The organism is Kitasatospora sp. NPDC089797 (assembly GCF_040684795.1).
Lineage (GTDB): Bacteria > Actinomycetota > Actinomycetes > Streptomycetales > Streptomycetaceae > Kitasatospora.
Genome location: NZ_JBFBGS010000116.1, coordinates 1 through 1,667, shown reverse-complemented (window position 1 = coordinate 1,667; position 1,667 = coordinate 1). Strand labels below are relative to the sequence as shown.

Annotated in this window: 1 pseudogene; it reads right to left on the bottom strand. The window is 70.1% G+C overall.

From position 1 onward, the window contains the following. Positions 1–56 precede the first annotated feature (56 nt). Positions 57–1,565, bottom strand: a pseudogene (locus AB0O91_RS41165) (ISL3 family transposase). Positions 1,566–1,667: the final 102 nt, after the last annotated feature.

Below are 1,667 nucleotides of genomic sequence, written 5' to 3'. Positions count from 1 at the left end.
CGGGTCTGTACGGTCATCGGCTCTGTCTCGTAATCGGTGGTAGCGCTGTGTGGTGATCACTGGAGGAGGATGCGGTGGCGGAGCAGGGGGAACCCGGCTCGGCCGTGCATCTGCCTCATGACCCGCTTGGTTCGTGTGTTGACGCCCTCGGTGCGGCCGTTGTGGTGCGGGGTGGTGAGTCCGGCGTCGACGGCAGCCCGGTCGAGTTCCAGGCCGTTACTGAAGGAGCGCAGGTGGGGCAGGTCAACGGAGCGAACTGACGTGATCCAGTCGGTGAGCTTGGCGTCATTGCCCTCGGCTGGCGTCAGCAGTTGTGCGAACTCTCCGACCAGGCGGGCGAGTTCAGTCAACTCGGGACAGGCCTCGGTGAGTTCCCCCAGTAGTGCCGCGTCCTTGTCGCACACGCTCTCGGGGCGGCTGATGAGGAGGCGGGCGAAGCGCCGCGGAGTGGTGACGGGCTTGTCGCCCTCCACGCGGCCCTGGGTGATGTAGCGGACCAGGAGGTTCGCGCTGCCGGTATAGCCCAGCTCCTTGATCTCACGTAGCAGGTGGGTGACGGGCACCGCGGGGTCCTCGGCCCGACGTCGGCGCAGGTGGTCGCGGTAGGGATCGACCAGCGTGGGCCTGTAGCGGGGTGCGCGGCGGTCGCCGGTCGGCTCCTTCAACCGGGCGTACCGCTTGACGGTGTTCAGCGCGACATCGAGGCGCCGGACGCATTCGAGCAGCCCGACACCCTGGCCGAGCAGGCCGTGGACCTGTTGCCGGCGCTCGTGGGTGGTCTGCTCGCGTACGCCCCCGGGCCGGACGGGTTCACCGCGGTCGCCCAGCAGACGGCGTGGGAGCGGACTTCGGCCAGAACCTTCCCGCACAGGTTGCTCCACAAGTGCCACCTGTCGCTGACCTGCACCGCTTCGGGCAGAGCCTGGCGGATCGCCTCGCCGTAGGAGCCGGATCGGTCCCGGCAGACGTACTCGGCCCCGGGGTGCTCGCGCAGCCACGCGACCAGGGTCTGGGTGGTGCGGTCGGGCAGGACGTCGATCCGCGCGCCGGTCTCGGCGTCGATGAGCACGGTGGCGTATCGCTGGCGTCGGCGCAGGGCGAAGTCGTCGACGCCGAGCACGCGGGGAACGCGCGGCGGCGGCAGGTCCTGGCGTACGAGCAGGCGCAGGGCGGTCGAGCAGGAGATCGCGCAGGCCAGGAAGCGGGAGAGGCGGGCGCCCGCCCGGCCCGCTAACTCCTCTACAATCTTCCCGAGTTGGTCGGGCGAGACGGCGCGTGCGCCGCTGGTAGCGCTCGATCAGGCCGGGGACCTGCTCGCGGAACGTCTGCCGCGGGAAACCCCGGACCGGGCAGACCATGCGCCGGACCCGCACCGACGCCACGACCCGGCGCCCGTCCACCGGCACATCCGCGACCACCCGCCCGTGGAAGCCATGCACCCGCCCCGTCGGCTGCCCGCACACCGGGCACGGCACCGGATCGTCCCGGGTCCGCACCACCACCCGGATGACCTCGCCCTCGTCCGCCACGCCCTCGACGACAAGCGCCGACAGCCCCGAAAACACCACACTCACAAGTTCGTTGACATCGCGCATGCCATGCCAACGACGACCGTCACCGTTCGTTACCACCGATTACGGGACAGAGCCACTGGCTGTACAGACCCC